The 24,845-nt window shown below is 26.6% G+C and carries 27 protein-coding genes; 1 reads left to right on the plus strand and 26 read right to left on the minus strand.

Annotated features, from left to right (window positions below):
• Window positions 1–10: 10 nt before the first annotated feature.
• From CLOBL_RS17140 to CLOBL_RS17245, 22 genes are all read right to left on the minus strand, one after another.
• Window positions 11–283: a head-tail connector protein gene (locus tag CLOBL_RS17140; RefSeq protein ID WP_077860179.1), complete on the minus strand. Its 273-nt coding sequence runs from the start codon at window positions 281–283 to the stop codon at window positions 11–13.
• 56 nt (window positions 284–339) lie between these two features.
• A complete protein-coding gene (locus CLOBL_RS17145) occupies window positions 340–1,557 on the minus strand; it encodes a phage major capsid protein (protein ID WP_077860151.1) in 1,218 nt (405 codons plus the stop codon).
• Window positions 1,558–1,619: 62 nt separating this feature from the next.
• Window positions 1,620–2,408, minus strand: a complete 789-nt coding sequence (locus CLOBL_RS17150; protein ID WP_077860152.1) for a head maturation protease, ClpP-related — start codon at window positions 2,406–2,408, stop codon at window positions 1,620–1,622.
• Window positions 2,389–3,714 carry a phage portal protein gene (locus CLOBL_RS17155; RefSeq protein ID WP_077860153.1) on the minus strand — a complete coding sequence of 442 codons (1,326 nt, stop codon included), beginning with the start codon at window positions 3,712–3,714 and terminating at the stop codon, window positions 2,389–2,391. The genes CLOBL_RS17150 and CLOBL_RS17155 overlap by 20 nt, the downstream gene beginning before the upstream one ends.
• Window positions 3,715–3,748: 34 nt before the next feature.
• On the minus strand, window positions 3,749–3,958 hold the full coding sequence (locus CLOBL_RS17160) for a hypothetical protein (RefSeq protein ID WP_077860154.1): 210 nt from the start codon (window positions 3,956–3,958) through the stop codon (window positions 3,749–3,751).
• A 14-nt stretch (window positions 3,959–3,972) separates the two neighbouring features.
• On the minus strand, window positions 3,973–5,625 hold the full coding sequence (locus tag CLOBL_RS17165; protein ID WP_077860155.1) for a terminase TerL endonuclease subunit: 1,653 nt from the start codon (window positions 5,623–5,625) through the stop codon (window positions 3,973–3,975).
• Window positions 5,618–6,022 (minus strand): hypothetical protein, encoded by a 405-nt coding sequence (locus tag CLOBL_RS17170; protein WP_077860156.1) that lies wholly within the window; start codon window positions 6,020–6,022, stop codon window positions 5,618–5,620. Before CLOBL_RS17170 ends, CLOBL_RS17165 begins: the two co-directional genes overlap by 8 nt.
• 178 nt (window positions 6,023–6,200) lie before the next feature.
• The gene (locus tag CLOBL_RS17175; protein ID WP_077860157.1) at window positions 6,201–6,656 is read right to left on the minus strand and encodes a hypothetical protein; all 456 of its coding nucleotides are present in this window, start codon (window positions 6,654–6,656) and stop codon (window positions 6,201–6,203) included.
• Between the two features lie 36 nt (window positions 6,657–6,692).
• Entirely contained in the window at window positions 6,693–6,896 is a 204-nt protein-coding gene (locus CLOBL_RS17180; protein ID WP_077860158.1) for a hypothetical protein, read from the minus strand.
• 322 nt (window positions 6,897–7,218) lie between these two features.
• Window positions 7,219–7,812 (minus strand): hypothetical protein, encoded by a 594-nt coding sequence (locus CLOBL_RS17185; RefSeq protein WP_077860159.1) that lies wholly within the window; start codon window positions 7,810–7,812, stop codon window positions 7,219–7,221.
• Window positions 7,813–7,932: 120 nt separating this feature from the next.
• Entirely contained in the window at window positions 7,933–8,874 is a 942-nt protein-coding gene (locus tag CLOBL_RS17190) for a DUF4062 domain-containing protein (protein WP_077860160.1), read from the minus strand.
• 450 nt (window positions 8,875–9,324) lie between these two features.
• Window positions 9,325–9,633: a hypothetical protein gene (locus CLOBL_RS17195; protein WP_077860161.1), complete on the minus strand. Its 309-nt coding sequence runs from the start codon at window positions 9,631–9,633 to the stop codon at window positions 9,325–9,327.
• A 133-nt stretch (window positions 9,634–9,766) separates the two neighbouring features.
• Entirely contained in the window at window positions 9,767–10,516 is a 750-nt protein-coding gene (locus CLOBL_RS17200) for a hypothetical protein (RefSeq protein ID WP_077860162.1), read from the minus strand.
• 65 nt (window positions 10,517–10,581) lie between these two features.
• Window positions 10,582–10,941, minus strand: a complete 360-nt coding sequence (locus tag CLOBL_RS17205) for a DUF1064 domain-containing protein (RefSeq protein WP_179117787.1) — start codon at window positions 10,939–10,941, stop codon at window positions 10,582–10,584.
• Window positions 10,922–11,164 carry a hypothetical protein gene (locus tag CLOBL_RS17210; RefSeq protein WP_077860164.1) on the minus strand — a complete coding sequence of 81 codons (243 nt, stop codon included), beginning with the start codon at window positions 11,162–11,164 and terminating at the stop codon, window positions 10,922–10,924. Before CLOBL_RS17210 ends, CLOBL_RS17205 begins: the two co-directional genes overlap by 20 nt.
• Window positions 11,164–11,694, minus strand: coding sequence for a hypothetical protein (locus tag CLOBL_RS17215; protein WP_077860165.1), 531 nt, complete (start codon window positions 11,692–11,694; stop codon window positions 11,164–11,166). Before CLOBL_RS17215 ends, CLOBL_RS17210 begins: the two co-directional genes overlap by 1 nt.
• Before the next feature lie 138 nt (window positions 11,695–11,832).
• Window positions 11,833–12,315, minus strand: coding sequence for a hypothetical protein (locus CLOBL_RS17220; RefSeq protein WP_077860166.1), 483 nt, complete (start codon window positions 12,313–12,315; stop codon window positions 11,833–11,835).
• 2 nt (window positions 12,316–12,317) lie between these two features.
• The gene (locus tag CLOBL_RS17225) at window positions 12,318–13,019 is read right to left on the minus strand and encodes a hypothetical protein (RefSeq protein WP_077860167.1); all 702 of its coding nucleotides are present in this window, start codon (window positions 13,017–13,019) and stop codon (window positions 12,318–12,320) included.
• Between the two features lie 783 nt (window positions 13,020–13,802).
• A complete protein-coding gene (locus CLOBL_RS17230; RefSeq protein WP_077860168.1) occupies window positions 13,803–15,362 on the minus strand; it encodes a DEAD/DEAH box helicase family protein in 1,560 nt (519 codons plus the stop codon).
• 38 nt (window positions 15,363–15,400) lie between these two features.
• A complete protein-coding gene (locus tag CLOBL_RS17235; RefSeq protein WP_077860169.1) occupies window positions 15,401–15,586 on the minus strand; it encodes a hypothetical protein in 186 nt (61 codons plus the stop codon).
• Between the two features lie 76 nt (window positions 15,587–15,662).
• Complete coding sequence (locus tag CLOBL_RS17240; protein WP_077860170.1) at window positions 15,663–18,941, minus strand: hypothetical protein; 3,279 nt, start codon at window positions 18,939–18,941, stop codon at window positions 15,663–15,665.
• Between the two features lie 403 nt (window positions 18,942–19,344).
• Entirely contained in the window at window positions 19,345–19,728 is a 384-nt protein-coding gene (locus tag CLOBL_RS17245; RefSeq protein WP_077860171.1) for a hypothetical protein, read from the minus strand.
• Between the two features lie 184 nt (window positions 19,729–19,912).
• Between CLOBL_RS17245 and CLOBL_RS17250 the strand changes: the two genes are divergently transcribed.
• The gene (locus tag CLOBL_RS17250; RefSeq protein WP_077860172.1) at window positions 19,913–20,128 is read left to right on the plus strand and encodes a DUF6471 domain-containing protein; all 216 of its coding nucleotides are present in this window, start codon (window positions 19,913–19,915) and stop codon (window positions 20,126–20,128) included.
• Between the two features lie 74 nt (window positions 20,129–20,202).
• Here CLOBL_RS17250 and CLOBL_RS17255 read toward each other — a convergent pair whose 3' ends face one another.
• The 4 genes from CLOBL_RS17255 to CLOBL_RS17270 form a co-directional block, all read right to left on the minus strand.
• Window positions 20,203–20,412: a hypothetical protein gene (locus CLOBL_RS17255; RefSeq protein WP_077860173.1), complete on the minus strand. Its 210-nt coding sequence runs from the start codon at window positions 20,410–20,412 to the stop codon at window positions 20,203–20,205.
• Window positions 20,405–20,668 (minus strand): hypothetical protein, encoded by a 264-nt coding sequence (locus tag CLOBL_RS17260; protein ID WP_077860174.1) that lies wholly within the window; start codon window positions 20,666–20,668, stop codon window positions 20,405–20,407. Before CLOBL_RS17260 ends, CLOBL_RS17255 begins: the two co-directional genes overlap by 8 nt.
• A gap of 118 nt (window positions 20,669–20,786) precedes the next feature.
• The gene (locus CLOBL_RS17265) at window positions 20,787–22,001 is read right to left on the minus strand and encodes a hypothetical protein (protein WP_077860175.1); all 1,215 of its coding nucleotides are present in this window, start codon (window positions 21,999–22,001) and stop codon (window positions 20,787–20,789) included.
• Between the two features lie 1,771 nt (window positions 22,002–23,772).
• The gene (locus CLOBL_RS17270) at window positions 23,773–24,696 is read right to left on the minus strand and encodes a tyrosine-type recombinase/integrase (RefSeq protein ID WP_077860176.1); all 924 of its coding nucleotides are present in this window, start codon (window positions 24,694–24,696) and stop codon (window positions 23,773–23,775) included.
• Window positions 24,697–24,845 lie beyond the last annotated feature (149 nt).

Genomic DNA, 24,845 nt, shown 5'->3' on the forward strand with positions numbered 1-24,845 from the left:
TTACACCACCTTAACAATATTGTAATTGCAACATTATACTTTGTAATGTAAATCTTACTTTTCCACTTGTTTTATACTCTTCCATAAGACTGCGGTTTTCATACCACTCTGTAACTAAAATTCTACAATAAAGCTTTGCTAATGGATTAGTATTATCAAACGTCTTTCCAGTAGCATTATATAGATATAACTCAGCCCCATCTATTAAACTTTGTATATCTGAATCTTCATCATCATTATCTATTTTTAAATATTGTTTTGCTTCTTCTGTTGTTATTATCATAAATTCACCAACTTTCTGCAAAATTAAAGATGGAGATAAACTCCACCCTCAATTAACTAAAATTTAGCATAAAGAACTTTTACAGCTTCAATATTAGCAGGCATAATCTTACCATCAAATCTGAAGATACCCTTTAATTCAGAAGTATCTGTTCTCCATGCATCTCCACCAACATTAGTAGATTGTACAGACATAGCTTGCCTATCATAAAGAGTATAAAGCTGTTTTAAATCTCCGATAATATAAGGAATACCGTCTGTAGCATCAGTTGGTAAGAATTTCTTTGGAACTTTTACTATTTCTTTTCCTAAGAAAGCATATCCACTAGCTTTTGTTGGATCTGGTTGCATATAGTATCGCTTTGTAGCATCTTTTAAAGTATCAAGATATTGGTATCCATCAGCATTAGTGAAAATTACAATATTATCTCCACTTACTGTTTCTAAATCTACATTAAATATAGACTTAAAATCATCAACTCCTGGTGCTGTAGTCATTTTTGTTATTCTATCTTTTAATATTCCTGTAGCGCCCTTAGCAACTTCTGTTAATAGTCCTTGTGCAGATTTAGTTCCAACGCCATTGAAAACTTGATATGCATAAGTATTAAGTTCACCTTCTCCAAGCCATTTAACTAAATAATTGTATATTCCATAAGTAGAATCACTTAATAATTCATTTGAAACTGGAATATATCCAGCATATTTTTGAATTGTATACGCTAGTTTATCAAATGTTGGTTCGTACATTTCCTGAATAGCTTTTGATTCATCTACTGGAGCGAATCCTGAAGCCTCTGGTTGATTTGTTGAATATGGTCTGCTACCAGTTAATGTTGTTACTGGCTCTACTGTTATGTACGGTCTAATATCAAAATTTCTAGTAGTATCTTGATATGTTTTTATATCTGTTGATACATCTGCTGGAATTGCTACTCCACCTTTTGTTGGGTCTCCTTCGATTACAATATTTTTAATTACTGCTCTTTCTTCTGATGTTGTTTCCTTACCAGCTACTACTTTAGCAAAAGCATTTTTAATATTTACCTTTTCAGGTTTCTTTTGTTCTTTATTTTCAATTTGTTGTGCTTCACCTTTATTAACTTTATTTTCAAAAGTTTCTTTTTCTATGTTTTCTAATTCTAATTCCATTTCATAGTCAACCTTTAAGTTCTTAATTTCCTCAAATACTGCTTTCTTTTCTTCACCTTGTAAGTTCTTAATAGTCTCCATTTTTGTGTTTATTGTATTTAAAATTTCTGTACTTTTTAACATAATTTATTACCTCTTTCCTTAATAAAAATTTTTATTTATTATTTTTGTGCATTAAAAAAGACCTACTTTTTCAGTAAGTCAAGTTGAATATTTAAGAGTTCTATATCAATATTATCAATAGAGTCTCCTATTTTATCTTCAATATTTTGTTCTTTAGTAATAGGTGGTGTTTCTTCACCTATTTGTTTACTTAGTTTATTTAAAATATCCTTTGGAGCATTCTTATACTTATTAACTAAATCCATATTAACATTATTAGAAATTGTTTTTTCTCCATCTAACAAAGTAATATCAAAGTAATTAACCATATCCTCAGAACCTAACCAAGTTTCCTGACTAAGCATATCTTTAAGCTTATCCTCAGTTAATGTATCTTTAGCTTTATCCATATAAATTGGAATTATAACATTATCTTCAATTGTATCCAATGTATCAATTTGTTTTTTCATATCATCAGCGTTACAACAGCAGCATGATGTCATTGGCTTATGAATCATTAATATTGAGTTTTGATAAGCATAAACATTATTAGCCACTAAACTTAACCAACTTGCACAACTAGCAGAAATTCCGTCTAAATATGCATTAATAGTAACTCCATTATCTTTACATCTTTTAAGATTACTAACCATAGCTTGAGTTGTGAAAACATCTCCTCCACAACTAGACACATACATATTTAATGTTTTAGCATTATCTAAACTGTTTAATTGTTCTCTAAAATCACTAATAGTTACATCTGTATCATCCCATTTTAAGCTTCCACTTACAATATCACCATATACATATAAATCTACGGAATCATTTGTTTTATTTTTAAACTCATAGAATTTAACTTTGTTGTTCTCCATTATCTGCACCCCCTTCTAATGTATCAGTATTATCTTTACTAACATCTTTATAATTAGCACCTTGACCAGCCACATCAATTGCAATCAAATTACCATTACCGAATAATTTATCCGCATTAGGATCATCAATATAAGGCAATCCAAGTTGTTCTCTCGCTTCATTTGCAGTCATCATAAAGTTATTTATTCCTTTAGCTAAAATATCCATTTGGGTTTGCTTATTTAACTCAAATAAAATATTTTTATCTATCTCAAAATACTGAGATTGTTTTTGCTTAGAACTTAATAACTTTCTAGTATCTTCATCAGAATACATCTTGAATATTGGTTGCAAACTATTTACATAGAAATCCAATTGCTGAGTTTCAGAATTTGTATAACTTGATTTATCATAGTTATTCAAAACATTAGGTTTAATTCCAAAACAAGCTGCTATTTGTAAAGCTGATAACTTATTTAGTTCAACGAAGTCTGCATCTGTGAGCTTCATGTCCATGCTTTTAGCTTCAATATTCAATGGTAAAGGTAAAAATTTTCCTGAACCAACACTATTCGCATAACGCTCAACTTCACTAATAAGAGTATCTTTGTTCGCCTTATTCAAATCTCCTGTATATTGCAAAATTATTTTTCCACCAAATAAATTATTTTTAAATAAACTGTACTGATAACTCTCGCTATACTTTAAACTTTTCAATTGCTGGTATAAAATATCTTTTACACTTAACCCACTCAAACCATCAAGTGACACATGAGTCTTATAATGTAGAATTTCATTTGCATTAAAACTATACATCTTACCTGACCTATGATCATTCCACACATACCAAATAGGATTCAGCTTAGATGTGCATTTACTGCCTACCCCATAATCAAAAATCCCAGCATCATCTATATATATCTGTACCTCGGAACTTGGCAACACCCATAAGTAATTATTCCTACCCTTATTTTCTATGTATACATATGCGTTTCCATGATGTAATCTGTTTAATTCCACACTTGACCATAAAGTTGATGCAGTATAAATTGGATTAGGCTCTCTATTAAGTACATTTTTCCAAGGTGTATCCCTAATAACTTCTTTGCCTTTGTCGGATTCTTGATATAGTACCCTCGTCATTTTAGCCATTGTTTGTATCATATGATTAAGACAAATGAAATATATCACCTCTCCAAATTCATTTCTATTGGTATTATCATCATCTGCATTTATACCAAATATACTTAATATATCTGGATTATTTAAACTAATTCCACTTATAGGACTAGAATTTTGTGCTTTATATCTATTTTTTAGAAACATTTATTAAAATTCACCCCCTTCCAAGATAAAATAACTACTTTTTATTAGGAAATTTCAATAAAAATACTCCCAAACTAAACAACATAAGTCCTAAAACATATAGAAATGCTATGTAATTTATTAAAAAAGTTCCGTATAAAATAAAAAAGCATCCACCAAAGATACTTAATTCAACATCATTATTACTTATAAATTGTTTTATTTTAGTTTTAAAACTGCTTATTTTCTTATTAATTTTGCTCATCTTCACCACCCTCTTTACCTTGCATAGAATGATTTTATGTAATCTGCGGTTAATTCCACTGGTTTAGGTTCATTCACTAATGGAATTATCCTACTAAAAGCCATTATCATAGCCACAATTCCATCAATTTTATTTTTGCTACGTTTTTTACTATATTTAATATTATCAGCATCATCAGTTACGGCTGTTACATTTTGTGCCATCCAATTAAAGCATGGATTATCATGTATTATCAATTTTTCAGCAATAAGTAAATTTTCAAAACCTCTTATTGCTGGGGTAAATGTCCTAAATCCTTGTCTAGTATCGATCATATCAAAATTTTCTGCTAAAGCATGTTTAATTTCGTATGCCCCCCAGTCATCAAAACATATTTCTTTATATTTACCCGCATCTAAATTAATAAAATCTGTTAAATGCTTTGTATTAATTGAAGTTCCTTCAAGTGCAATAATATGTTTATCATTTACCCAGCGTTGATAAGGTACTTTATCTCTTTCTTCTCTATCTGTGATTGTATCTTTCGGTGTAAACAGATATGGATAAACAATATATTTATCAATTTCATCATTATAAAATACTTTAACATAAGCAGATAAGTCATTAGTTCCACCTACATCTAATGCACCAACACAAAGTAATCCTTGTAAATCTTCAATATTTATTTTTTTTAAACATTTATTCCATAAAATCATGTTTATTGCATTTTCTTGTATCATGCTAACATGCTGATTTAAAAAGAATCTTCTAAAACTCGCTTCTCTTGTTTTTAATTGTGTTGCCCTTTTAGCTAGATTTTCCAAATCCTCTAATTTTCTAAAATGTCCAAGTGCAGGATTACTTTTAAACCATTGGCTTATATCCATTATGTCACAGCCTTCATCGGCTTCAAAAATTGCACTATAGAAACTATCATCTTCAAATTCACCTTTTTGTAAACTCTTTGAATATTTATATAGTTCCATTTCCAAATTTAAAGGATCTGTTCCACTTGAAGCTGTAGTGATTGTAATTCCAAGCGGTTCATCAAATATACCTTGTCCTGTTTTCAACTTATCATAAATTAATGTATTCTTTAATTCATGTATTTCATCCTGACAAAATACCAAATCTGCGAACGAATCTGCATTAGAGCCATCACAACTTAATACTCTCAAATAACTATTTTCATCTTTTCTATAAATTATTTTTTGGGAGTCTGTAATTTTACATCTCTTTTTTAGTGGGCTATTAGTTATAAAATGCTTAATAGTGTTAAATAATAAAGCAGCTTGTTTAGTTGTATTTGCAGTAATTATATATTCAGCACCATACTCTGTTCTAAAGAAATACATATAAGCAATTATTAATCCGATTATAAAACTTTTCCCGTTCTTACGAGGGATGTTTATATGAGCCTCTCTTACTTTTCTGAGATTATCTGATTTACGTTTGACACACAAAATATCTGTACATATATTAAATTGAAATTTTAATAATTGAATCTTTGCACCTTTTTTTCCTTTATCAAGTTTTAGCTTCTGGGTAAACTTATAAAATCTCAATGCTTCTTCTTTATCAAAATAATATTTTTCACAATCCCACTTTTTACATTGTTGTTCTATTGCACAATCCAAGTTGGAAATGATCTGACTGTCAATAATAGATTTTATTTCTGCACTATCCATTTAACCATCCATCTAAATCTTCCTCTTTATCAGTATTTAACAATGTATGTAACAAAGCTAATTGGCTATTAAATGCCTTTAAATTTTCTCTTAGCTCTTTTGTTGCAGGATTTACCTTTAATGTTCCAGTCACATTTTTAACATATGCTCCCTCAGATTCCAAACAACTTTTATCGCTTAATATAAGATCAATTAATGTTATGCAATTATTAAAAATAAACTCTTGTTCTTTGTTTTCAATTTTTTCTTTATAGTGCTTCTTGAATTGTGATATGCTTATATTTTTAGAATTGAATTTTATTTGAAATTTTTCTTCAAGCAAATCTTCTCTATCACCATTTTGGAATGCTCTATGTTCCTTTTTGTACTTTGTATTATATTCTTGTGTTGATGGCATTTAGTTCACCCCCTATTCTTTAAATTTGTAATTTTTGTCCAACTTTTTACTTTTAACAACAAAATAAATTTTTCGGTATTGGGCCAACGACATTCTGAGTCATGGTCAAAACATTTTCGTACCCCCTACCCCATAGTTTTTTACACAATAAAAGCACATAACTAATAATTAATATCAGCTACATGCTCTCATAAATTTTCTTATATTCTTTTATTAATTCTCTTAACATCTTAATCTTTTCATCATTATAATTGCCATGTAACAAATTGTGATGTGCATGACATAACGGAACTAATCCTTCGTCAACATCAAATCTATGTTCCCAACCTTCATTAGTTTTCAATTCAAGTACATGATGAATCACATCATATGGATTTACTCTATCGTCTTGAAGTTGGCACATTATACATAACCCTTTGTATTTATGCTTAACAATATTAGAAACAATCTTCCATTCCTTACTCACATAGAAATCTGTATACTGCTTGTCCCTTACTTGCCGAACATACTTATTATATTGTTTATCATTTTCTTTCTTATCCTTCGCAACTTTCTTACTGCATTCGTCACAGTATTTAACAGAATAATCAATAATATTCTTATTGCATCTCGGACAACACTTCTTTAAACCCATAATCTCCTCCTAAATAAAAAGAGACTAGAACTTAATCTAATCTCTTTTAATCTTCTTAGTTGTTATATGCATTATTGCCATAATTATTCCAATTCCAATAGCAACTTTAAATGCAATAGAAGTAATTACACTAACTACTATTGCTAATAGAATTACCATTCCAATAATAAATACAATTCCTTTAAGTAATTTTAATGCTAACATTGCTAGAAGCAAACCCAATCCAAAATATATTATCATTCAATCACCTCAAAATTATTTTACACCTTTTAATTGATATTTTCAAGTATTTATTACCATATTATATAATATTTTATAACTTATTCTGTATATAATTTATCTAGAAATAATAGTTAGTTTCTCTACCACTTATTACATTGTTCTTAGGCTTAAGCTCTTTAGATAATAATGACGATGACTCCTCAGATAATAATTTAATATTACAATTCATAATAAAGGATGCGAAAATAAACCCATCTTAAGTCTATCTTGACATAATAAAAGAGTATATTTCTGTACTCTTAAACAAATATAAATGTATTATTTTCATTTATTTATTAGATTAAATTATTATTTTTTCATGATCTTCTTGTTTTATTTCTTTTATTCTTTCTTCAATCATAATAACTAATGTTTCATAATCTGAAGCTTTATGACTTATCACTCGTACTAAACTTGCATAAAATATAATTATTGAAATTATTACTACAAAAATAATTTTACTCAAGTAGCCAATAAAATCTGTATTCTTTTTAATTATTTCTAATACATTATCTTTTTCTGATTTTATAGTTTCTAAAACTTCTTTTTTTGTTTCGTCTATGTCATTGCCCTCTTTGTTATTTATTTCTGCAATTTTCGTATTAATAATATTGGCTGATATTGATTGAATTTCTTTCTGTCCATCACTACTCATAGTATTAAGTACTGAATACATCATTGTTATTAATGCAATTAACACAGTACTTATTAAGACAATTGCACCTGATAAAGTGCTCCAATCTCTTAATTTTTTTGCTTTAAATATGCATTTATACTTTAATTTCTGTAATTCGGCTATATCATTAGAATATTTCAAAAAATTATAATTTTTACAGATTTTTATATCATTCTTCTTATCATTATCTCTCTTTAAAAATAATTCATCTTTTAACAATAACCATTCACCCCTAATACAATTATTGTAGAATATCATATAATAATACCATTTTTTATGACATTCTACAATAATTGTATTAGAAAAAAGAACTCTAAATTAATAGAGTTCCTAAGAATATTATTTATTTATTTCTAGTTCTAATTTTGCAGAAAAATCTAATCCTGCTTTTGACATCTCAATTCTTCTATATTTAGCTCCAGTAACTTTATTTATTTCTAGTAGACCAAATGAAATTAAAACTGGGCATATATTATAAAAAATATAACATTGCAGTTCACTAGAACCTTGAGAATTAGTGATTCCTGTAATGAAATCGTCTCTATATAAAATAAATAACTCCAAGTAATTAGTATTCCAATCTTTGTTCTCTTTGTAAAATTTTCCTGGAATCTCAGTAGTTTTTTTACCTAATACCTTTTTTAATTCTACATAACTATACTTTCCTATTTTGTCTTCTTCTTTAATTTTTTGCATCTGACTTCTTAATTTTTCATTTTCAACTAATAATTTATTATTCTTTTTAATTATTTTTGTTGAATCTTCTATTTCAGAACCTCTTACCCATCCAACTAAATTGTATTCCTCTTCCAACTCAGAAATTGAATCCTTTATTGCTATTTGTATATCCTTACAATCATCTACAATTTTTATTATTTTACTCATAACAAATTCTTTAAATTCATTATATTTTTCTTGGTTTTCTTTTTCAAATATTTCAGAACCTTCTGAGGCTTTTTTATGCAAATATGAGTCACTCAATACAACTGCAAACACTGGTATCTTATGTTCTATTGCATATTCATATTCAAGTTGAGTATAGCTTTTTTCTGTTTCTGGTTCTATGCTTCCATATCTACCACCTAAGATCAACATATATAAATCTGATTCATTAATCCATTTCTTTATTGTTTCTAACTGTGACGTATTACCAGCTTTAAATAACTCCATTCCGGCAGGTATGTGTCTTGAACCCAAAATAGCTTCTACGGATGCTTGTCTTTCTTCTTTTAAATCCGTATATGTTGATGAGATAAATATTTGTAATTTCTTTTTTGACATTTTTTCTTCCACCTTTCCATAAAATACAATATTCTACGAAAATGTGGTGAATTCCTTTATAAGTTTAAATAAAATTCTTAAATCTTACAAAATAACATAATAAAAGAACCCTATTTCCTAGAGTTCTTAATATCCCAAATAATAAAATGCAGCCAAGTTAATGACTGCATTTTATATGAACATATCTATAATTAATAAAAAAGATGTACCTCACCTTTTTATATTATATGTCACTATTATAATTATAATCTTTTTATCTTTTGTATATTATTCGACATCTTGTATGTATTTTTATTTAATATCTTTTGCTTTATTTTATAATAACATATTTTTTTGCTATATTCTACATATTTTAATGCTAATTATCCATTTAATTTTCGACAAACATTTTGTAAAGCAATACATTTTAAGAATAATAAAAGAACCCTAAGTTAATAGAGTTCTAAATTACTATTCATTTTTTAATTTGCATTCAAATGTAAATTCTTCAATTATTATTTCTTTGACTTTTTCAATACTAAGAGAGTCAACTTCTACGCTTTCATATATTTGCTCAAATACATCTACTTGCTCTCCATAGTTAATATAATAATAAGGTATTTGTATTGCTTTTCCTAATATAGTTACAATAATATATGTATCATCATACTGAATACCTGAATCACTAAAATGCTGACCATATTCTCTACATATATCTTTTGCAGCAGTTTTTGCATTTTTTATTGTTTCTATTCTAAGCTTTAAAGTGTCAACCTTCATTACCTCACCACCTTCCATAAAATACAATATTCTATGGAACAATGGCAAATTCCTGCCTATTACTTAAATATATCACTTATATTTCTTAAAAAGCACGATTTATCTAGAAATGTAAATAATTTTTTATAATATTCTACAGATTGTTTATTTTTTTTATATCTGCTACTATTTCATTACATATAATTTTAATGTCATCTTGTAATTGATTATAATGTTCTATATGTCCATCCTTACATAAAGTTGCATTAGTATTTAATTTATAAACATAATATCCCATTTTTTTGAGATTTGATATTTTCAATTTATTCCTTTGCTTTCTATTTTTATGAATATAATCATTATCAACTTCTATTCCTAATTTGTAAATATTTTTTGACTTTATTACGATAATAGGAATATCTAATTCCCCTGCACTTAAAACTGTATTAATTCCAACAATAATCTCATATTCATCATTTAATAAATTATTCAAATATTCATTTATCTCAACTCTAATTAAATTTTCTATTTCACTTCCAAATAATTGAGTTTTAATATATCGTTCTTTTATAGTTTTTTTAAACTTTTTTCTAATTTTAGAATAATCTCTCTGACTGGCAGAAATAATTAATGCATCTTTTCTACTTCTTTGAATTCCTAACGTTCTAAGTAATAAATTGATACGACCATAACCTTTATTATAATATTCTGATATTTGTCTTGCTGACATTCCACTTATATATAATTTATATATATCTTCAAATACATCCTTTAAATATGAACCAATTTCATTCATGCACATTTTTAATTCATTTTTCTCTTCTTGAGTTAATTTTATATCTGCTAATATTTTCAATGCTTTTTTATCATAAGTTGCAATCCATTCCTTATAACCTTCATACATGATTTTTATTCCTTTATATAAAAATATACTTTTATTATTTTACGCATATTAGCAAATTATTATACTTAATATTTAATCCATTGGCCTTTAACTTTTTTAACACAATAAAAATTTATATTAGGATATCTTTCTAATAATAATCTTCTCTTTAATTTAAACACAGAAGTCTCAACACCTTTAGTGTCTAATACTTCAATTCCCCCATTAATATAAGTAACTTTAAAGTCAGATTTGTACTGTATTTTAGAATATGTATGTCCATTGTATCTAATAGTATTGATCAATAAAAAAGGTACTTGCAATTCAATTTCGCAAATACCTAATTTATCTCTATTTTCTTGTAAGTAAGTATAGTATTCAGCTTCTAGTTGAGAATCAAATTTTATGTTTCCTATGTATGTTTTTTTATTGTTGTATTTTCCCATCATTATCACCAACATTATTAATAATATTTCTCATATCTTCACAAATCTTGAGTATTTCAGCGATATCCTGTTTTGCACTTTTACATAATTCTTTACATTCACATAAAAGCTTTTCCCTGTCATGTTTTCTCTTAGTTTCTATGCATTCATTAATTAAATATCCTATAATTCCAGCGTTTATTATTAATAATATAATATCTGTTACATCTTTAACCATATTCATTATTTTATTACCTCACTTTCAACTGTAACTTTAGTCCACCTAATACCACGTCTAATATCACTTATTGCTTTACTCGAACAATTATACATATCTGCTAATTGCTTATTACTATAATCCTGTAATCTCTCCTTTATTTCTATTACTTTATCTTTAGTTAATCTTTTATATCTATTATAATTTTCACTAGTACATCCGTTTGAAGCACCTCTAACATTGCAAATTGTAACCCCATCTAATCTCTCAAAATGCTTAATATATTCATCCTCTATTGCTCTAGCTTCATTATCCGATTCTAAATTAAATGCTAATAATTCTATCTTATAATTTTTATTTCTATTATAAGCATCCTGTAATAATGGAGTATCATGTACATTACGTCTTAGTTTAGATAAATTTCCATTACAGCGACTATATGTCCCACTACCAATATAGATATAATCAAGTTCTCCTTCATTTACCCATATAGAATATACAACCTGTTTTGATAAATTTACATTTTTGTTATCTCCTAAATACTTTGCTTTTGGCATAATAATTTCCTCGCTTTCAATTTATAATTTATTTTTATATTGCACTGTTTTGCTCCTAATGTTATAATTAGGTGAATACTTATAAACTTTCGTTTTTAAAAAATATATAAATATAAGGTAGCCAAAATTATGACTACCTTAATTTACTACTTTTAAATAATTAGTTTCTTTATTATTGCTCCTAGCACCATAATTAAAGAACATATCCAACGGACTTACACCATTTAATTTTTCATATTGATAACTAACTCCCATCATCATAGATATTGCTGCTTGTTCAAATAGCACTTCATCTAATTGTGTTTCCATAAGAAATTCTGCTATATTATCTTCATTGAATGTATCTGTAACACTCAATAATGTATCAATATATTGTTTGCTACTATAGTAATCTTTCATTTCATATTTATCTCCATCATATTTTTTCTTAATTGGATATATATTAAGGAAATCTTTTATATTAATTCCAACCATCATATTGTGTACATTGTTATAAAATTCCCAACATTTTTCTTTGTCCCTTAATCCAAAAGATTCTCTAAGTATCTTTCTTTTACCAACTCCACTAATTCTATGTGCTCTATTTAAAGTTCCTGTAACTGCTACTAAATCTTCTAACATTATTAAGCCACCTTTCTTAATTGGTTTATAAGTTCATTTATAGAATTATTAATGTTGCAATAAGCTCTATCTATAACAATTCTAGCTTTAGAAATAATTGTACTATCATCTGCATGCCTATAAGCTATTATTTCATTTTCAATATATGAACATCCAACATTTTGTATATTCAGTTCTTTACATCTTTTAAGTAATTTATCTCTAATTTCTTTTTGTTTCCATGAACTGTCGATTTGAGATAAGCAATTATATAAATCTCTAACAATATCTTTTAGATTAGTAATATCATTTAAAACTATTCTATCTTCAACAAATCTTTCAGTTAACTGCTTTGTTAGTTCCTGAACTTTGTCCATTTTATTTTTATTAGTCCAGTTTGCAATGCTCTTGATTTTCCTCTTATAGAAACTTGGTGTCTGTCTAGCAAATTGTTGTTTATAATTCAAGTTGCTTTCATAAATATCAGTAATTAACCCTTTAATAATTTGAACCGAATCATCTGATACATCTGCAATAAACTCTGCATATAAACTATCATATACACCATCAATTTCTTCTTCAAAAATCTGTAATACAATCTTATCCTCTTGTTTCTTCAGATTGTACATGTAGCAGCCATTCTCAAGTTCCCATTCTTCCCTATCATTTAATATAGTTTGAATAGCTCCTAATATTTCTTTGTTTGTTAATACTTTTTTACTCATTTTACATTCTCCTCTCGCCTTTTAGGTGGCATAACCATATAATATTTTTTTAATTGAGTAACCGTACAAAGACTTTCCAAGTATCATCACTTGGTTTTGGATAATTAAATAGACAGACTACAATTAAGTAATCTGTCTTTAAACAAAATAAATTATATAAAAGAAAGGAATTAGACAGCTATACTGCCTATTTAATTATCCAATTAGAAGATTTTTAATTTTTATCTTCCACAATTACAGGAGCGAGGAATGGTAGCGTAGCGGTAGCAAGCGTAATGACGATGTCTCCTTTTCTAATTATTTCAATAATAAAAGGATTAAATAATAATTATTTATTACTATCTAATCCAACTTATATATTTACTAAACTATAGACGTTCTTTTCTTTTTGTAACACCAACCTATAACAATATGGTTTCCGTAAGGTTCACATACGTTCACCAACTACAATCAATATTCTTACAGCCTAGCCGACAAAAAGAAAGCCACTAGGGCAAAAGAAAAAACGGCATGATTGACTTTTAACTTTTCTCAGCCAGCTAACCCTTTACACCCTTCAAGCAGTTGATATAACTAAACTAGAACACATTTAACTATTCACTTGATGAGCAAAACTAACTTCTCTATATATAATAGACATAACGTTTTTCCGCACCAAGTGAAGGTATATTTTCATGTGTCCATTGATATTACTAGGTTTAAACGTATTTAAAGATCATTAATTTAATATTTCTTAAGGTATTTTACATTTCCACCTTTAACAGTTCCTATATTATATCTATGTTATTTGAAATAACTTACAATAAATTCTGATTTAACCATTTTATTAAATGTAGTTGTTCCAATGTCTAAAATGTCTTTAACGTCCTGAATTGATATTCTTTTTTTGTCCCACTCGTTTTCGATCCATTGTATAAATTTTTCTCCCATGCTCACTTTCTTCACCTCTATATTATTATTTATTTTATCTTTATCATAAATATAAGTACCATGTGAATTAGTTTTAACTATATAATCATTTTTTTCTAATTCTTTTAAAAATGTTTGCCAAGTTGCTTTTTTCTTATCATGAGGAACTATAGAATATTTATTAACTAAATAATCTTTATCTTCTTTTGTTAATTTTTTTCCCAAATATTCCTTATCATCTTCTTTTAGTATATGAACCAGTTTGGGCAATCCAAGAAATGTTCCTGTTTCATGTGTATTTTTATATTGGTCAAATTCAATAATTTGTCCATCTTCATCAATGTATTCTTTTGTTAATAATGTTTCTATATTATTTCTAACCCTATTACGTGCCTGTATTTGTGTATCATATCTAGTAGAGTCAATTAATACCCATTGGACTTTTTTATCATATAAATTCCATCCCGTTTCATATGCTCCATTGATAATTAATACATCTAATTCGTCAGGATATTGACCAGTATTTAATAAATACTCTCTTAATCTCAATTGTTTATCATTCATTATTAACTTATCATCTTTGGTATTGTTTGTACTACATAACCATTCAACTTTGTATCCACTATTTGTTAAAATTGTTTTATATTTCTTTGCAACTGATATAGTATTTACATATATTAATACTTTTTCATCTCTATCTTTCATCCAGTTATAATTTATTCCTAATATTTTTATATAATTTATTGCATGTTTAAAAACTCCATGCCATTTATCTGTTTTCTTTTTAATCTTTTTTAATTCATCAGTATGAAATATAGTTCTATACATTATGTTAGTTTTTTGCAATGGATAATACATATTATACGGTGTAGCAGTCAAAGCTACTATTAATAAATTTCTTTCATATAACATTGTTGGCAACCATTCAATTATTGTTTTATATGAATTATCATTTTTAAAATTATAAGCATATTTAATTAAATTATGTATTTCGTCCATTATGATACAATTGTAATATTTCAATATTATTGTTCTACTTGCTTTATTTTTTAGCAGGAATCCCAATGTACTATATGTAATTACTTTTATATATCCTACATCACCATTGACAATATCCTCTAATGATTTATCCTTCATAGCTTGTTTAAGATCATTCTTTTCTAAAACCTTTGTAATTCCGTCAGTATCTTTCAATATACTTGATTTTAACATTGTAGTATCACAAACATATAAAACCCTGTCTAAATTATCAATATAATTGTAAGATAATCCATTTACATATTGTTTTGAATCTCTTAGAAATTCTTCAAAAATAAATTTACTCTTTCCACTTCCTGCATGTGCATTTATAATATTTAATACACTTCTATCTAATTTCTTGTTAAATTCTTTCATAGCTTCATTAAGCCATAGTCTACCATCATTTTCTTCCATCTATTATTGCCATCCTTTCTAAATTGATAATTTTCATTTTACAAAATCTTAACTTGTTTTCTTAATTCCAACAATCCTTCTAATGCCCTATGTAATTTGTTTGTATCCTCAAATCCATATAGTGTTTTGCCTTCTCTACTTGTCCATATATAAAATTTAAATCCCATCCAATTTAAAGCTGTTGCAAGTGATTTCTTTTCTATGTTGTAATATTTTTCTTCCATAATTTATCATCCTTTCATAATTGTATTTCCATCATATCAAGGTTAGGGGCACGGTAGTGACCCCATACCTATCTATCTATGCAACAATTAATGTAAGACTTTTTCCATTCTTAGCAACATTACTTTCAATTACTTTTAAAACTTGTCCATCTGCTAAATTTAACTTTTCATAGCAATCATTAAAAATGAATCCTACTTCAGTATTATCTACAGACCTATATAAATGCTTATTATTTACATACATTTCATCTGTGATAGTTACACCAGTATATGATCCAACTCTAACTTTAAATTCATTTTTAACTTCATGTATAAAATCTTCATGTAAAGTATTATCTTTGCATTTATCCTGTTTCTTAATAAAATATCTATGCATGAATTCAATATCAGTTTTTTCATTTACTTGCTTAAAAGAATATACATTATTATTTTCCAAATCTAAATAATGTTTTAATACATCAAAAAATAGTCTAATAGCAAATTTACTACTTACATTCAATTCTTTTAAAACCAACGCCTTATCCTCAATAAAATTCGAACTTTCAAATTCTTTAAGTTCTTCCACTGCATATTCATTAAAATCATTCCATCTATCATTCAATTTATTTTGATCTTTGGTATTATTTGAGACTTTACCATCATAACAGTATCTCCTATAAATATTACTTATTCTAGCTTTAAGAGTTATATCTGCTTTTTCTTTGCTTGGCTTCAACGTTTCTATTACTGCTTCATTATTATCACCTAGTTTTTCTTGAATGTAACGTATTCTTTTAAGTAAACTACCTTCTATATTTTTAGAATTAATTGTTAAAGCACTTCTATTTAATTTTTCAACTTTCCATCCATTAACATAATCCTTTGTAAATTGTAAAAAGTATGGATAATTTTTAAGATTATTAACCAATATAGCTTTTCTCATTTTGGCTTGTCCATCTTTATCAACTTTAACATTGCCATCCTTGTCCTTTTGCTCAATCATAACAATATTTCCATCTTTATCTTTTTTATATTCAATAAAATATTCTTTTAACAATTCAATTTCATCTTTAGTAACTGGATTTAATGTTTTGACTGAATCTATAGCTTTTTGGTTAAGATATAAAGCATAATAAATGTATTTAGAATTCTCATTAAATCTTTTATTTAAATATTCCTTTATTTCTAATTCTGATAATTTTCTAACATCAATCAACTTTCCATCTTCAATATACTTATCAAGTCTATCTAAAAAGTCATTCATTTTAATATCATTCATATCGTCATAAATCTCTGATATTGTATTATTACTAGCTTTTATCATCGTATAACAAATTGATATTCTTTCCTTGGATATCTCAGGATTCTTTAATTCTTCACCATACTTTTTTATAGTTTCTTTATTTCTACTTATTTTTTCAAAATCTTCTTTAAATAATTCTTCATAATGATTTTCTTTTTTATACATCATTTTGTTATATAATTCTCTACCAGTTAATACTTTATTATCTTTAGTTCTTATAAATCCTAAATCTTGATTATAAGTATTGATCTTTGCAGTTAATGAAGCTATTTTTCCTATAGTATTTCCAGAACTTAATATTATAGATTCATACATATTGTTCCAAGTGAATAACTTTTCTTCTCCTTGTTCTCCATCATCTACATTTAAAAAAGGTACTGTAGGAATTATCGAATTATAAATAGTCTCATTCTCTATACAAAATCCTTCATCTAAATCCATATCAGCTCCACTTAGCATTTTTGCTGTATCATCTTGCATATTAAAAAATATAATTTCACCACTATAATTTTCACCTAAATATTTTTTTAAGCTGCTATGTTCAATTAATTCTATTTTTTGTGGTTCATGGAATGATGCAAGTGGATTTCTAGCTAATACTCTTTTCCCATTTTCATTTGACACATAGAATTGTCTTTCTTGTAAGCCTTCTTTTATATCTGTTGTAGTATTTCCCGTCATAATCCATTCACAATATGTAATAGGACAACAAGCTAAAGTTTTATAATTACCTTTGACATAGAATTTACCACCTGCAAGTTCATTAATATATTTTTCTAGATTTCTAGCAATAGTTTCTTTAGTAAATTTAGTTTTATAAAACCTGTCATTTTGTTGCATAAGATATTGAACTTTTGTTGATGCTCTTAATCCTTCATCATCATTTTTTGCCATATCTCCCATAAAGATTTTAATTCTATCTATATTCCTATCTTTACTATTATCAGCAATCATAGAAGCATACATTTGTTCATCATATGCAGTTAAATTAGCTATCTCTAAAGGTGTAATATTAGTAACGTTAAGCAACTGGTAATTCATGCGTGCATATTGCTCTAATTCTTCTTTATTTACTCTAGCTATGTAAACACTATAGAATAAATCTTTGTAAGTCTTGTATTCTTCTTTTTCAATTGCTTTATATATTTCATCAATACTTGAATACCATTTAGCCCATTTACATTGAGTTTCATTAAGAATAAGACTACATTTAGAAACATTAACTTCTTTTCCCCATCTGTCTAATGTAATGAAATCTCCATTTTCATCTTTCCAAAATACATCATTATTTTCCTTAAAATTATCTTCAAAATACTGAACAAATGGAAATCTAACGCATAATCCCTTAGTTGCTGTTGGATACATTCTTAGACCAAAATAATCTATTTTATATCCATATTTTTCAGATAACATTTCACAAAATTCTGGCGAAGCTAATCCAAATCCATCAAATGCAGTATGTTTTACACTTTCAACTTTAGGTTCATTTAATTCTATTTGACCATCTTTTAAAGCTTCTTTATCTAAGGTTACATATTCCCTAGCATATTTATAACTTGTTTCTGGTAATATAGCTATTTTATCTTTCCAGTAATAAGGTATCTTATTAGTAGTGCTAAATGCTAAACTGATTCTACTAATAATATCTTTATTTATTTGCATTTCAGTTGTATTTAACTTTTCTTGAATTTTGCCACAGCTAACAACCTTATGAAATAAATCAACAAATTCTTTGTCTTCTTCATCTATAAAAAGATATTCGCAAGTTCCTTCTTTTCTAGCCATACGACCTTCACTTAGTTCCTCTTTTTTCATAAATCCAGTTGTAGTTGCAAGTGCTATGTATTTTTTTCCACTCTCGTCTATATACCCATTTTGTAATATTTCAAGTGCTTTTTCTTCATCTGCTGGTAACATTATTTTAATAATATTCCCTATGTTTGTTTTCTTATTTTTTACTTTTATTTCTTTGAATTGTAAGTACAATTCCATTCCAAAACTGTCTGTTAACATAATTTCCTTTGCTTCTTTTTTTACTCCATAATCTTTAATTATAAATTGTCTTTGTCTCATAAATAATCATCCTTTCTTCATTGTGATATTCCATAATATCATGGCTTAGGGGTGGTAACCCCTAATGCCTATAATAAATTTCTTTGCTATTGCTAATAATCAATTTACGATATATTGTGAAAATATTTCTCACCGTCATATCATAACCTTGTTAAAATCATAACACCTAATTAAGTAGAACCATTAGTTATACAACATCGCCACTACTATATATTATAGTGGCACATTTGAACTACTCATTATACAGATTCCTGTCCACATAAAATTTATGATTTATTAGGATTTTATGTGGACAAATATAAGGCAGACATAGTCCACCTTTTTTAATGTTATAGGTTATGTACCTACGCTTGGACACCATTTAGATGTCCAAAAATTGATATACAAACAACTAAAACACCCTTTACATTCTAAATACTACAAATTTACTATTATCAGTTAGTTCAAACACCAAAGTATTATAATTCTCGCAATAATGAATGGTTTTAAATCTTTTATGTAGTGTCTCATACTCATCATCTTCTAATGCTACTCCTGTAATTTTCCACAAGTTATTCCAGCAAGAATCCTCGTCATCAGAGTACAATGTGGTTTCTTTTTCAAAACAATCACCGCTCTTGTACTCTTCCCATTTTGAATAAGCTAATGTATAACCAAATTCTAATTCTTCTATAGTATTTACTATAAAGCAAGTAAATTCTAACCATTTGTCCTCCAAAGTCATTTTCTTTCTTAAGCTCATTGCAACTTCCATACCATTCATTTCATTTACTAGTACATTTTTCATAATACCATCCTCCTAAAATTTTAATTATTTTTATACGGTTTTGTTGGTTTGTTTTACCTTATGATTTAATTTTAAATCTATAGATTTAAAAAGTCAATATTTATTTTTAAACTTATTGCTTTAATTATAAATTCATTTGATTAATTTTTAATCTAATAGTATAATTTATTTAGAGGTGAAACAAATGGGACTTAAAGAAGAAATTAAAGCTTATATTGTAAGCAGTGGGTGGAGTATCACCGATTTGAATACAGAATTAAATAAAATAAATGGTACTGATTCTTCTGTTCAAAATTTAAGTAATAAAATTAGAAAAGGTAGCTTAAAATATTCTGAAGTTTTACAGATAGCTGAAATAATAGGTTATGATATAAAGTGGATTAAAAAAGAAGGAAAATAGGAGTGCTGAGTTGTACTTCTTATTTTTTTGCATATAAAAAGGACTTCTCTAATGAGTTGTCCTCTAAATATCTTTTATATAATTTTCGATTTTTGTAATTTAATATAAAGTAAATACCCACCATCATAATCTTCAAATATCTTATTCTTTATATCATAATACATATGTTCTGAACCTATTATTTCACAACTTAGTAATGCCGTTAACTCCATTTGATTTAATAATAATTCTTTATCTTCTTTTTCATCATCATAACAAAGAATCACTTTAATTTTATCATTCATTTATATACTCCATTTCAGAGAACAGTATCAAATTATTATTTTGGTCTACCGCTCTATCTTTAATTGTATAAATTGTATATGCTTTAAACTCATGGTCATAAGTGTTAGAACTATATTCTATATATTTATTTACAGTTAGTAATTCTTTTCGCTCTTCTTCAGTAGCTTCAATACTATGAAAACTCTTTTTTGAAACAAAAATCACTTGATTACTTTCTCTGAAACAATCTTCCATTATACTCATATTAATATCCATTAATACATCATTCCCTCTCACAATATATTAACCAGTGACAATTTATCACTCGTTATATATTTAGATTCTACAATAAGGTATATTTTCCTGCTATTTACATCAAAATATTTTAATAATTTTAATCCTCATACATTTCTAATAACCTTTTTATTGTAATTTTTATTCCTGCTTTTTTTAAACTTTCAATATGTTTATAATACAATTTTTCTAACAATACTTTTTTATCTTCAAATCTACCTAAATGCAAAAGCCTATGACAATTAGGACATAAAGCAACTATATCAGCTTCATTATCTATACTATACTTAAATTCATCATAGTACTTCATAGGAATAAGATGATGATTTTCAACATAATTTTTCAAAGTTGCTTTTGAAATAAATGTATTGTGTTCCTTATTTATTTCACATTGAAAATCTGCTAATTGTAATGCTAGTTCTCTAACCCTAGCATCTCTAACATATCCACTCTTAACATTAGTATTATTAGACTCTTTTTTATCTTTAGGTTTATATTTATAGTTTGTTGTATCAATATTATTATTATTATTTTTTTTTTTCAAAATCTTTCTTAATATGTTATTCTCATCATATGGTAATCCATATGACCACACAAGATAATCAATTAAAAATATAAAATTACTTTGGTGATCAAAAAATAAATTATCGTTTTCTTTTATACATAATTTACACGCAAGAGTATAATAACATATTTCTTCTTCCAAAAGAAACAGATCGTTTTTACATATATAGTCATATAAAACTTTATCATTTTTCTGCTGTGAAATAATTATTTTATCTGTATATTCTTCAATATAAGGAATGTATAATGCCGGCATATTATCCCATATATCACCTGCATACCTTAATGCTCTAGCATAATTTATACAAGAGTTTTTCCATTTTTCTTTACAATTGCATTTATAATCTGCCAGTGCCTTTTTAACAAAGTGTTTTCTTAGCAAATTATCCATATCATCTGGATTTCCATAAGACCAATATAAATAATCCATCATACTATCAACATTTAAATCTAAACAACATCTTTCATTTTTATAATCTTCTAGCACTAATTTATGAGATATTTCTAAATAGCAAAGCCTTTTTCCTAACAGATTATTATTTTTTAAATATTCATATAATACTTTATCATTTTTAGTATCAGAAATTATACCTTTATTTCTATATTCCTCATAAAATCTACGATGCTGAGCAGGATACATCTCCAATTCTTCTTCTTGTATTAACCAATCTGTTACTCGATGTTTACATCTTTCATTCCATTTTTCCAAACAATCGCATTCAAATTTATAATCATCATCAAAATGCTCCATATATTTATTCCTCCTGTAAAAATTATTTTATAGGATTATTTTCTTCATTTTTTCGACAATTATTCTTATTTTTTTACTTTTTTTCATATATATATCAATTTTGTAATTGTTTATAATTTATTTAATTTTTATGAATGCCCTATTTTAGCCATTCTTTAAATTACAAATCTCAAAATCATTTTGATTTATAGAATTATACAATATTAAAAGCATCTTATAGCACCAGTATTTATGCCTATTTGAAAGTAATAATTCATTTTTTTATAATTGATTATATTTTATTTATATCTTTATTGATTTTAATATGCCGTAAAGTCGCATTATTGTGTTTTAGTAGTTCGTATGTTATTAATTTTATAAATAAAATATAATTAACTATGATCCACTGTTTGAGTTTACTTTCATTTAATATAAAGTTTATATCAAATTAACGAACTTCTTATAATACCATAACAATTGTAGCGTATAATAAAAATATGATAATAATTTAGTTTTCTTATCGCTATTTTTCCTTTAATTTATAACACAACAAAAAGGATAATCTGTACTTATTAGCAGACTATCCTTTTTACTTTATAATTATTTATATTAAGTTTATATATTTGACATAATACTGTAACAATAACCCTATATAATAAAACCATGATAATAATTTAATTTTCATTATTTATTTACCCCTTAAATAAATATCTCAAACAGTATTTAGGATAACTTTTAAATGGTTATCCTTTTTATTTTACTTTTATTTAATATACAGTTTATATTAAGTTTATGCTTTATTTATATTCTCATAACAATTATGATTTATTATTTTATATAGTGGATAGTTAATAATACGACTGTCTACTAGAAAGAGTGACTTACTCTCTTCAAAGCTTGCCACTCTTTTTTATGTTAGTAAGGGGTATTTACAATTCATAAAAATATTTTTTAAGAGAATGGATTATTAGGGATAAACCATTCTTTTTTATTTGGCAAGCTGGATTTTACTAAATAATTTTAAGGTAAAGCTTGACTTTAAACAATCCCAATGAAAAAATGTTTTAGATTGAAAGGTTTGAGCGAAAAAATTAATTTACCTATAAGCTACAAAAAAAATTAATTCTTGATAGCTCATAAGTAAATTAACTCTAAAGCTAATGTTTTGAGTTGAATAGGAATCACTTTAAATCTTTGTTATTAATTACATTTTTGTATAAGTAGCTTTACCATATCATACTTGTCCAATATGTTGAATTACTACTCTTTACCTGTCCTTTAGGACACCAAGTAACCACCATGCCTATTATTTTAGGGTATAGGTTGACACGCACCCAAGTCATATAAACACCTTCCTAGCATTTATAACAAAGATAATTAATACTAGCTTTATATGACATGGTTATTTTATGCATCCGCTAACCAAACGACTTGGATATTTTATACTTGTCCCAGTGCATAGCAAGTGAATCATACTATAGTGACCGAAATTGACTCGGTAGCTAAAAAAGCATGACTTTATTAAGCCTAACCACTTTACAAATTTTGAAAAGCGTGTTATTCTTAAGTTGTCGAGATTTAAGAATGTGCTTTCATCTATTTGTGAAAGTGATTAAGTTAATAAAACAATATTTAATTGTTGTGATGGTATCAAGAAGTTGATACCTATTTTTTATGTGTTTAAATCGTCTTTACAGGCTATTTAAGCCTTTATATTTTCTAACAATAAATGTATCGTCTTTAGCTGTAAGTCTTTAAATTGAGCCTAATTTTTGAGTTTTTGTAGGTATTTTTAATATCTACCATATATATTTTTTAGAGGGCTTTTATCTGCACTCATCTGAACTATTTCTTTATCTTTTAATCCTCTCAGATATTTTGATGTTATAGATACATTGGAGTGTCCTAAATTTATAGATAAAGAATATAAATCTAAATCATGTTTTAAAGAGTAAACCGCATAGAAATGACGTAGTGTGTGTGGACTACAGCGTACTTGCTCATTTACATTTGCTTTTTTACCAGCAGTTTTTACAATTCTTTCTATCGCTTCAACAGTTAATTGTCTCCCTCTATAAGATAAGAATATATAATCGTTTTTATCCAAATTTTTATTTATAAAATAACTTTCTCTGCATCTTAAATACCTTATAATCGCTTTTTTTGTGTAAGGACTAATAGATACTATTCTGTCTTTTCTATTTTTCGGCTCTCTTATAGTTATATAATTTTCATTCATATCATTTAATTGTAAATTTAATAATTCTGTACATCTCACACCACAATCTATTAATGTACACAATATTGCTTTATCTCTAATTGCTAAAAATCTATTACCTTTGCATGTATCTAACATTCTTTTTATTTCATCTTCTGTGAAAACATTAATTATTGGTTTATTCTCTTTAAGTAATTTTACATCTGTAATTGGACTAACTTTAATAAATCCTTGTTCTTTAGAATATTTATAAAATGCTTGTAATGTTTTAATAACAGAGTTAATATAACTTGGTTTTCTTTTAGCCTTTCTTAATCCTACAATATAATTTTTCACATGAATTGTATTAACATCTTTTACTTCAATCACGTCAAATTTATCTTTTGCATATTTTATAAAGTTTAAGTTTTTACTTCTGTAAGTCTGAATAGTTTTAGAACTATAATTTTGTATTTCTAATTCCAAAACAAATTCTTCTAATAAATCTTTTAATAACAAAAATACACCTCCAATTAATAGAGGTGTATTCCATAATCCAATCTATTTTTTAGTCTTCAATCCTTCTCAAAGTCAGTGCTTAAGCCAAAGTCCCTATATGATGTTCTTGAAGTTTCTATACATCAGGACTATGATCAATCTGTCTTTGA

Origin of the sequence: Clostridium sp. BL-8 (assembly GCF_002006495.1) — a bacterium.
Lineage (GTDB): Bacteria > Bacillota > Clostridia > Clostridiales > Clostridiaceae > Clostridium.

What these genes read in the sequence shown, in the direction of transcription:
- CLOBL_RS17140 (WP_077860179.1), bottom strand. Translation starts at nt 283, where the DNA reads ATGATAATAACAACAGAAGAAGCAAAACAATATTTAAAAATAGATAAT.
- CLOBL_RS17145 (WP_077860151.1), bottom strand. Translation starts at nt 1,557, where the DNA reads ATGTTAAAAAGTACAGAAATTTTAAATACAATAAACACAAAAATGGAG.
- CLOBL_RS17150 (WP_077860152.1), bottom strand. Translation starts at nt 2,408, where the DNA reads ATGGAGAACAACAAAGTTAAATTCTATGAGTTTAAAAATAAAACAAAT.
- CLOBL_RS17155 (WP_077860153.1), bottom strand. Translation starts at nt 3,714, where the DNA reads ATGTTTCTAAAAAATAGATATAAAGCACAAAATTCTAGTCCTATAAGT.
- CLOBL_RS17160 (WP_077860154.1), bottom strand. Translation starts at nt 3,958, where the DNA reads ATGAGCAAAATTAATAAGAAAATAAGCAGTTTTAAAACTAAAATAAAA.
- CLOBL_RS17165 (WP_077860155.1), bottom strand. Translation starts at nt 5,625, where the DNA reads ATGGATAGTGCAGAAATAAAATCTATTATTGACAGTCAGATCATTTCC.
- CLOBL_RS17170 (WP_077860156.1), bottom strand. Translation starts at nt 6,022, where the DNA reads ATGCCATCAACACAAGAATATAATACAAAGTACAAAAAGGAACATAGA.
- CLOBL_RS17175 (WP_077860157.1), bottom strand. Translation starts at nt 6,656, where the DNA reads ATGGGTTTAAAGAAGTGTTGTCCGAGATGCAATAAGAATATTATTGAT.
- CLOBL_RS17180 (WP_077860158.1), bottom strand. Translation starts at nt 6,896, where the DNA reads ATGATAATATATTTTGGATTGGGTTTGCTTCTAGCAATGTTAGCATTA.
- CLOBL_RS17190 (WP_077860160.1), bottom strand. Translation starts at nt 8,874, where the DNA reads ATGTCAAAAAAGAAATTACAAATATTTATCTCATCAACATATACGGAT.
- CLOBL_RS17195 (WP_077860161.1), bottom strand. Translation starts at nt 9,633, where the DNA reads ATGAAGGTTGACACTTTAAAGCTTAGAATAGAAACAATAAAAAATGCA.
- CLOBL_RS17200 (WP_077860162.1), bottom strand. Translation starts at nt 10,516, where the DNA reads ATGTATGAAGGTTATAAGGAATGGATTGCAACTTATGATAAAAAAGCA.
- CLOBL_RS17205 (WP_179117787.1), bottom strand. Translation starts at nt 10,941, where the DNA reads ATGGGAAAATACAACAATAAAAAAACATACATAGGAAACATAAAATTT.
- CLOBL_RS17210 (WP_077860164.1), bottom strand. Translation starts at nt 11,164, where the DNA reads ATGAATATGGTTAAAGATGTAACAGATATTATATTATTAATAATAAAC.
- CLOBL_RS17215 (WP_077860165.1), bottom strand. Translation starts at nt 11,694, where the DNA reads ATGCCAAAAGCAAAGTATTTAGGAGATAACAAAAATGTAAATTTATCA.
- CLOBL_RS17220 (WP_077860166.1), bottom strand. Translation starts at nt 12,315, where the DNA reads ATGTTAGAAGATTTAGTAGCAGTTACAGGAACTTTAAATAGAGCACAT.
- CLOBL_RS17225 (WP_077860167.1), bottom strand. Translation starts at nt 13,019, where the DNA reads ATGAGTAAAAAAGTATTAACAAACAAAGAAATATTAGGAGCTATTCAA.
- CLOBL_RS17230 (WP_077860168.1), bottom strand. Translation starts at nt 15,362, where the DNA reads ATGGAAGAAAATGATGGTAGACTATGGCTTAATGAAGCTATGAAAGAA.
- CLOBL_RS17235 (WP_077860169.1), bottom strand. Translation starts at nt 15,586, where the DNA reads ATGGAAGAAAAATATTACAACATAGAAAAGAAATCACTTGCAACAGCT.
- CLOBL_RS17240 (WP_077860170.1), bottom strand. Translation starts at nt 18,941, where the DNA reads ATGAGACAAAGACAATTTATAATTAAAGATTATGGAGTAAAAAAAGAA.
- CLOBL_RS17245 (WP_077860171.1), bottom strand. Translation starts at nt 19,728, where the DNA reads ATGAAAAATGTACTAGTAAATGAAATGAATGGTATGGAAGTTGCAATG.
- CLOBL_RS17250 (WP_077860172.1), top strand. Translation starts at nt 19,913, where the DNA reads ATGGGACTTAAAGAAGAAATTAAAGCTTATATTGTAAGCAGTGGGTGG.
- CLOBL_RS17255 (WP_077860173.1), bottom strand. Translation starts at nt 20,412, where the DNA reads ATGAATGATAAAATTAAAGTGATTCTTTGTTATGATGATGAAAAAGAA.
- CLOBL_RS17260 (WP_077860174.1), bottom strand. Translation starts at nt 20,668, where the DNA reads ATGGATATTAATATGAGTATAATGGAAGATTGTTTCAGAGAAAGTAAT.
- CLOBL_RS17265 (WP_077860175.1), bottom strand. Translation starts at nt 22,001, where the DNA reads ATGGAGCATTTTGATGATGATTATAAATTTGAATGCGATTGTTTGGAA.